This window comes from Daejeonella sp., assembly GCF_046590655.1.
Lineage (GTDB): Bacteria > Bacteroidota > Bacteroidia > Sphingobacteriales > Sphingobacteriaceae > Daejeonella.
In genome coordinates this window covers 1-7,053 of the sequence record NZ_JBKJUM010000040.1, presented here as the reverse complement: position 1 = coordinate 7,053, position 7,053 = coordinate 1, and the positions used below count along the sequence as shown (strand labels likewise).

At 42.2% G+C, this 7,053-nt stretch carries 5 protein-coding genes; 3 read left to right on the top strand and 2 right to left on the bottom strand.

Features of this window, described 5'->3' with window-relative positions; genetic code table 11:
- The 3 genes from ACLL8Z_RS04320 to ACLL8Z_RS04310 form a co-directional block, all read left to right on the top strand.
- On the top strand, window positions 1–622 hold a 622-nt coding region (locus ACLL8Z_RS04320), incomplete at its 5' end, for a sulfatase/phosphatase domain-containing protein (RefSeq protein ID WP_411273532.1).
- Window positions 623–818: 196 nt separating this feature from the next.
- A complete protein-coding gene (locus tag ACLL8Z_RS04315) occupies window positions 819–4,097 on the top strand; it encodes a VCBS repeat-containing protein (RefSeq protein WP_411273531.1) in 3,279 nt (1,092 codons plus the stop codon).
- Between the two features lie 2 nt (window positions 4,098–4,099).
- Window positions 4,100–5,434, top strand: a complete 1,335-nt coding sequence (locus ACLL8Z_RS04310) for a vanadium-dependent haloperoxidase (protein ID WP_411273530.1) — start codon at window positions 4,100–4,102, stop codon at window positions 5,432–5,434.
- A gap of 79 nt (window positions 5,435–5,513) precedes the next feature.
- Here ACLL8Z_RS04310 and ACLL8Z_RS04305 read toward each other — a convergent pair whose 3' ends face one another.
- Together ACLL8Z_RS04305 and ACLL8Z_RS04300 are read right to left on the bottom strand one after the other, a co-directional pair.
- Complete coding sequence (locus ACLL8Z_RS04305; protein WP_411273529.1) at window positions 5,514–6,650, bottom strand: glycoside hydrolase family 18 protein; 1,137 nt, start codon at window positions 6,648–6,650, stop codon at window positions 5,514–5,516.
- A 28-nt stretch (window positions 6,651–6,678) separates the two neighbouring features.
- The gene (locus ACLL8Z_RS04300) at window positions 6,679–6,939 is read right to left on the bottom strand and encodes a hypothetical protein (protein WP_411273528.1); all 261 of its coding nucleotides are present in this window, start codon (window positions 6,937–6,939) and stop codon (window positions 6,679–6,681) included.
- Window positions 6,940–7,053: the final 114 nt, after the last annotated feature.

Below are 7,053 nucleotides of genomic sequence, written 5' to 3'. Positions count from 1 at the left end.
CGATTTAGCACCTACTTTTTTAGAAGCCGCCGGACAAAAAGTACCTGTGCAAATGACCGGGAAAAGTTTATTGCCTTTGTTACAAGGTAAAAAAATAGCCGAAGACCGCAGCAAAGTATACTTCGAACGTGAACGACACGCCAACGTGCGCAAAGGTGAGTTAGGCTATCCCAGCCGCGCTATCCGTACCCTTGATTTTCTGTACATTGAAAATTATTTTCCGGAACGCTGGCCCGCTGGCGACCCGGAATTTTATCATTCCGTTGGCCCATACGGCGATATTGATAACTCGCCCAGTAAAACGTTTATTTTGGAACATAAATCCGAAAAATCTATTGCTCCCTTTTTTAGGAGGGGATTTGAGAAGCGCCCGGCCAATGAATTATACGATTTGAAGAGCGACCCTAACCAATTAAATAATGTAGCCGCCAGTGCCCGGTATGCGCAAGTCTTAAAAACCCTGCGAACCGATTTAAATAGGTGGCAGGTGCAAACCAGAGACCCAAGGGCAAGTAATAATGATGTTTTATTTGATAAATATCCTTACTATGGTCCGTCGGCGAAAGGTGCCCCCAGCACGTATCAGTCCCCCGGAATGAAGTCCAATTCTGAAATACTATAAGACACTTATTCAAACGGATTAGTAAATTGTTCGACAGATATGACCGCACAACGGGTATTATTAGTTTTTGAAATTGCATGGTACCATCCTAATTTTTAACTTTATAGTTGGCTCGGTCATATGTATACACGGATTCGGTTTAGTCGGGTGAATACTGTCTGCAATGTGTATTATATGACGTAAAAATAAATAAACCATGAAAACTGCCGCAGGCTTGTGTTTGATTTTATGTATGTACCTGTCAGGTTACTCACAGGAGCCCTCTTTGTTTGAATCATTGTCTTCATCCAGGACTGGTATTACTTTTAAAAATATTTTGCCCGAGACACCCCAATCAAATATTCTGACCTATGAATATTTTTATAATGGCGGCGGTGTGGCGGTAGGAGATCTCAATAACGACGGCCTTGATGATATATACTTTACCGGAAACATGGCACCAAATGCCTTGTATATTAATCTTGGAAATTTTAAATTTAAGGAAATCGCAGAATCAGCGGGTGTTGATTGTAATACAGGATGGAAAACAGGAGTAACCATGGCAGATGTAAACTACGATGGCTATCTGGATATTTACGTTTGTTATTCGGGAAAAGGGGATCCTGAAAAACGGAGAAACAAACTTTTTATCAACAATGGTGATCTGACATTCACGGATAAGGCTGCAGAACTTGGACTGGATGATCCTGGGCATAGCACGCATGCTTCATTCTTTGATTTTGACAGGGATGGAGATCTTGACATGTATTTGTTGAATCATAATATAGTTGTCATTCAGGAATTTGAATTTGCCAAAGCAAAAAAAACAAGACACCCTTATGCCGGAGATAAATTATTCAGAAACGATAATGGCCGTTTTGTTGATATCAGTGAACAAGCTGGTATAAAAGGAAACCCCCTTGGATTTGGTCTCGGTGTCTCGGTATCAGATATTAACAAAGATGGCTGGCCTGACATGTATGTGTCTAACGATTATCTCGAACCGGATTATTTATATATTAACAATGGCAACGGAACGTTTACTGACCGCATGATGGATTACATGCAGCATATTTCCTATTTCTCCATGGGAAGTGATGTGAGCGATATTAATAATGATGAATGGCCGGATATTTTTACACTGGATATGTTACCGGAGGATAATGAAAGACAGAAATTGTTATATGGTCCGGAGAACTATGAGCATTACGCATTGATGGTGTTGAATGGCTTTTATTTTCAAAACATGCGCAACATGCTCCACCTTAACAACGGCGATGGCACCTATAGTGAGATCGGTCAGTTTGCAGGAGTATCTAAAACAGATTGGAGTTGGGCTCCCTTGTTTGCCGATTATGATAATGATGGGTTGAAGGATCTTTTTATCACCAACGGCTACTACCGCGATTATACCAACCGGGATTTTTTGAAATATAAAGGCGATTATTTTTTCGAAAAAGGAAAGGCAAAGGAAAAAGCAGACACATTTCATCTGGTGAGTACGATGACATCAACACCGGTACATAACTACCTGTACAAAAATAATGGTGATCTGACTTTTAGCGATAAGTCTAAGGAATGGGGATTTAAGGAACTCAACTTTTCGAACGGTGCCGCCTATTCTGATCTGGATAATGATGGTGATCTGGATTTAGTAGTCAATAATCTAAACGCCACAGCTTCTATTTATAAAAACTTTGGCAGGGAAAAATATCCAGGTCAAAATTATCTGCAGCTTTCATTAAAGGGTGCCGGAAAAAATTCCACGGCGATTGGAACAAAGATTCGTATTTATAATCAGGGAAAAGTTCAATACTTCGAACAAATCCCCTCACGGGGATTTCAATCATCGGTAAGCGATCGCATTCATATAGGTTTAGGCAAAACAGATAAGGTGGATTCCCTGAAAATAGATTGGCCGTTGGGAGGGCAAAAAATATTGATAGATGTACCAGTAAATCAAATTGTAGAGATCGCAGAAGAAAATAATCTCATACAAAAAGACCATCCAATGTCAGTGGCTCCACCGGTATTCTCAAAAGTAAATCCGGTAATTAATTACGTTCACGTGGAGGAAGGTTTTAATGATTTTAAAAGACAGCCGCTTTTATTAACCATGTTAACACCCTGCGGACCTGTTATGGCTACGGGCGATGTTAACAATGATGGCAGAATTGATGTCTTTATAGGCGGGGCTCAGGGAAATCCAGGAAAACTTTTTATTCAGAATACTCAGGGATCTTTTGAAGAATCTCCTTTTAATGCCTTTGATAAGCAGTTTACGGATGCTGATGCCCTGTTCTTTGATGCTGATGGCGATCAGGATGCAGATCTGTACATCGTAAGTGGTGGTTATAATGAATATGGACCAAAGGATAAAGCCTTACAAGATAGACTTTATTTAAACGATGGGACAGGAAAATTCATGCTTTCAACGGATGGCCTACCTGAGATGCTTGTCAGTAAATCATGCGTTTCGACATCGGATTTTGATCATGATGGTGATCTCGACTTGTTCATTGGCGGAAGGGTAATTCCAGGTCAGTATCCAGTAACCCCTGAAAGTTTTTTATTGGAAAACAAAGGCGGCAGGTTTACGAAAATCACTGACGCAAAGGCGCGGGAATTATCGCAAATCGGTATGGTAACCGATGCCCAGTGGTTGGATGTAGACGGCGATGGATGGGAAGATCTGGTTGTGATCGGAGAATTTATGGCCATTGAGGTTTTTCTGAATAAGCAGGGAAAAAATCTCGAACGGGCCAGTAAGAGATTTTTTGATCGACCTTTAACAGGATTGTGGAACAAGATGATCGTGTATGATTTTGATCAGGACGGTGATCAGGATATTATCCTGGGTAACCTGGGTTTGAATACACAGCTGCGGGCAAGTTCTCAAGAACCTATTGAACTTGTATATAAAGATTTTGATAAGAATGGTTCGGTCGACCCCATCATGACGCATTACATTCAGGGTATATCCTATCCTTTTGCCAGCCGGGATGAATTATTGGATCAGATGTATGGTATGAGAAGCAAATACACGAGCTACGCTTCCTATGCAAATGCCAGACTTAACGCCATCTTCCCGGCGAGTGATCTGAAGGATGCCGGTGTACTGAAAGCCACGGAATTGACAAGTGTTTATCTTGAGAACAGGCAAGGCAAGTTTCTTTCACATCCGCTTCCAAAAGCAGCTCAGTTCTCGCCCATATACGCAATGACTTTAATAGACTATAATAAAGATGGGAATATGGATGTCATTCTTGCGGGTAATCAAAGTTCTATCCGTATTCGTATGGGTGTGATTGATGCGAATTTCGGACAATTGTATGAAGGAGATGGAAAAGGTAATTTTGCCTATGTACCGCAGGCACAATCCGGATTAAGCCTTACGGGAGATACGAAATCGTTACAGACTGTTACGGTCAATGGCGATTTGTTTTTGATGGTTGGGACAAATAATGTTGGCGTTCACACGTATAAATTGAATTGATAATGAAGGCAGTGGTAAAAAGTTTATGGATGATGGTGGCTTTACAGTCTTTTGCGATCAACACTTTTTCGCAAAATGAAAACCAACATCAGCAGGATTTGCAAATGCTTGCCGATAACGTCTTTAACTTATCCGAGGTCATGTTACACGATGTCGTCAGTCCTCCTGCAGCATGCAGGGTTTACGCCTATGCTCTGCTGGGTGCTTATGAAGCTACTTTTTTTGGGAAGGGCGGCTTGCCGGACATCAATCAAAAGTTAAAGGTAAACCCGGGCATGCAACCGCCATCCCCTCCAAAAAACTTCAATCTTTCTTTTTGCGCCAATTATACTTTGCTGGAAGTGGGTCGCCAACTCATGCCGTCCGGATTTTTGTTAGATGAAAAAAAGAAGACACTCATTGATCATTTTATAAACGCTAAAAAACTCTCTGAGCGGGATATCGCGCAGCATGTACGGTATTCGATGGAAGTCGCCAGACAGGTTGTGCAATATGCCAAATCAGATGACTATAATAAGCTCAGTACATATACCCGGTATACACCCAAAAAAGGGGAAGGTTATTGGTATCCGACACCCCCTGCGTATATGTCGGCCGTTGAACCTCAATGGCAAACGGTCAGGCCATTTTTTATTGATTCTGCTGCCCAGTTTGCACCGCTTCCACCTGCGCCATTCAGTAAAGATACGGCCAGTTCTTTTTACCGGCAGATGAGAGAAGTTTATGATCTCAGTAATCATTTAACGGATGCGCAGAAAGAAATTGCCAATTTCTGGGATTGTAATCCGTTTGCAGTAGCGATTTCAGGTCACATGGCTATTGGATTAAAAAAGATCTCGCCCGGTGGCCACTGGATGGGTATTGCCGGAATTGCCTGCAAGAAAGCAGACATTTCGCTTGATTCGGCTATTTTTGTACATATGCTGGTAGCTACAACGTTGCACGATGCCTTTATAAGTTGCTGGCAGGAAAAATTTTTCAGTGACCGGATACGTCCGGAAGCTGCTATTAATAAATATTTAGATTCCGAATGGCGTCCTTTTCTTCAGACACCACCTTTTCCGGAATATACCAGTGGACACAGTGTGGCTTCTGCTTCAGTGGCGGTCGTGCTGACCTATTTTTTAGGGGATAATTTCAGTTTTACTGACACTTCGGAAATTTATTTCGGTTTACCGGAAAGACGTTTTAATTCATTTTATGAGGCAGCGAATGAAGCCGCGGTTTCGAGGTTATACGGAGGCATTCATTTCCGTGATGCCTGTGAACAGGGCGTTGCCCAGGGTAAACGTGTGGGTCAGTTTGTATTGAACAGTCTGTTTGATTATCAACCCTGAAAATGGTCAGTCTTATCCTCTAAGTGTTGCAACGAATTAATTTTGGAGTATCTATTTTGGTATCCCTTCCATCATAGCATTACTGCTCCTTCGCCCGCAAATTATCATTTATGATGTGGTGAGTCTTTTTTACCCTGTCGATCGTATAAAGCAAGCCATCTTTTAAGACGTCCTGCCCAAGGTGCCAGTACATAATACCTCCCAATTTATTATCGACAACATATTTTGTTTTTAATTCTATGGAGTGCTTATCGTCGTAGGTAAAAAATTGCTTTTTCGTGGGGTTATACAGAAAGGGCGCTTTCGCGATGTCATCCCAGTGACTAACCCACCCGCTGTCGGCGGAAAGCTCGATATCTACATTTTTATAGTTCACGGTGTTCTTATACTTGCCAGGCTGGTAAAGGCCATTATTAACATTTTCAACATTCTCAAAGATCTTCCCATAAAAAGCTCCGCCAAGAACGATCTTCTCTGCCGGGATACCCAAATTGATAAGATATTTAACCGTAAAATCCCCAGACCTTGGCTGCTGAGGTGTCGAATACAATCCTGTATGATGCGCGGTTATTTTAGACCCAGCACCAGACATGTCATAGGTCATCAGGTTAACATAGTCGACCTTTTTCATAACCTTCTTCCACTGAACTGCCGAATCAAGATACCGCTTTGATGCACCTGCCGCAAAGCTTAATTCATAGTTATCGCCAAGCTTTCTCAGCTCGTTCACCAGTTTGGTAAAGTTCTTTTTATCACCCGGGGAATATTTATGTCCCGGGAAACCGGACACGGTGGGATATTCCCAATCCAGGTCCAGGCCGTCAACCTTAAAGTAATCGTAAACCTCCTTAATTGACTGTGCGAATTCCTTTCGTCCTACTTTGGTTGCAAAAACATCTGAGCAGGTCTGGCATCCGCCCCAGCCTCCCAATGAAATCAGTACCTTCAGGTCGGGGTTCTTGCTTTTCAGCGATACCATTTTCTTTATGGTTGCCGTATCCCTGGCGCTTCTGATCTTGAAATTATTGCCACTCAGCCGGCCGAAGCAAAAAATGATATGCGTCATTTTGGTGACATCATAACTTTCCAGTGGATCAGGCGGGCCTGAATAATAAGATAAAACCCTGAACTTGTTTTCAGACTGGGAGAAGGCAGGTAGTGCCAAAATACAAAGCAGAAGAACTGCAAATACACTTCTCAACGGAATGTTTTTCATAGGTACATGTGTTTTAGTTAAATAAATATCATTTCTTTCCGTAGCCTGCATCATTGATGACTTTAAGCAGGGAATTATCTCCCGGGGCATCTCCAAGCACCTGCCAGATCATAATTCCGGAAGCTTTTTCTTTAGCCAGCTCAGTTTTCTTTTTAATGGTCGGGATGCCGTTATAATACATTATTGCACCCCCCGGCATAGTCCACTGATCGACCTGCTCCGCGCCAGGGAATGAGGTTATGATCTGGTTGAAATTCATGCTCGATGCCTTGGAAGAGATTTCGGGCATCCGTCAGTTTTGCCCTGGTTCCAAACGTTAATGCAGAGGTGATCATTTTTTTCTGCGACCTCAAAGTACGTGCAAGTCCCATCACGAAATTTTCGTAATTCGCATCGATATCGG

Coding starts and splice junctions, on each gene's coding strand:
- ACLL8Z_RS04315 (WP_411273531.1), top strand. CDS start 819: ATGAAAACTGCCGCAGGCTTGTGTTTGATTTTATGTATGTACCTGTCA.
- ACLL8Z_RS04310 (WP_411273530.1), top strand. CDS start 4,100: ATGAAGGCAGTGGTAAAAAGTTTATGGATGATGGTGGCTTTACAGTCT.
- ACLL8Z_RS04305 (WP_411273529.1), bottom strand. CDS start 6,650: ATGAAAAACATTCCGTTGAGAAGTGTATTTGCAGTTCTTCTGCTTTGT.
- ACLL8Z_RS04300 (WP_411273528.1), bottom strand. CDS start 6,939: ATGCCCGAAATCTCTTCCAAGGCATCGAGCATGAATTTCAACCAGATC.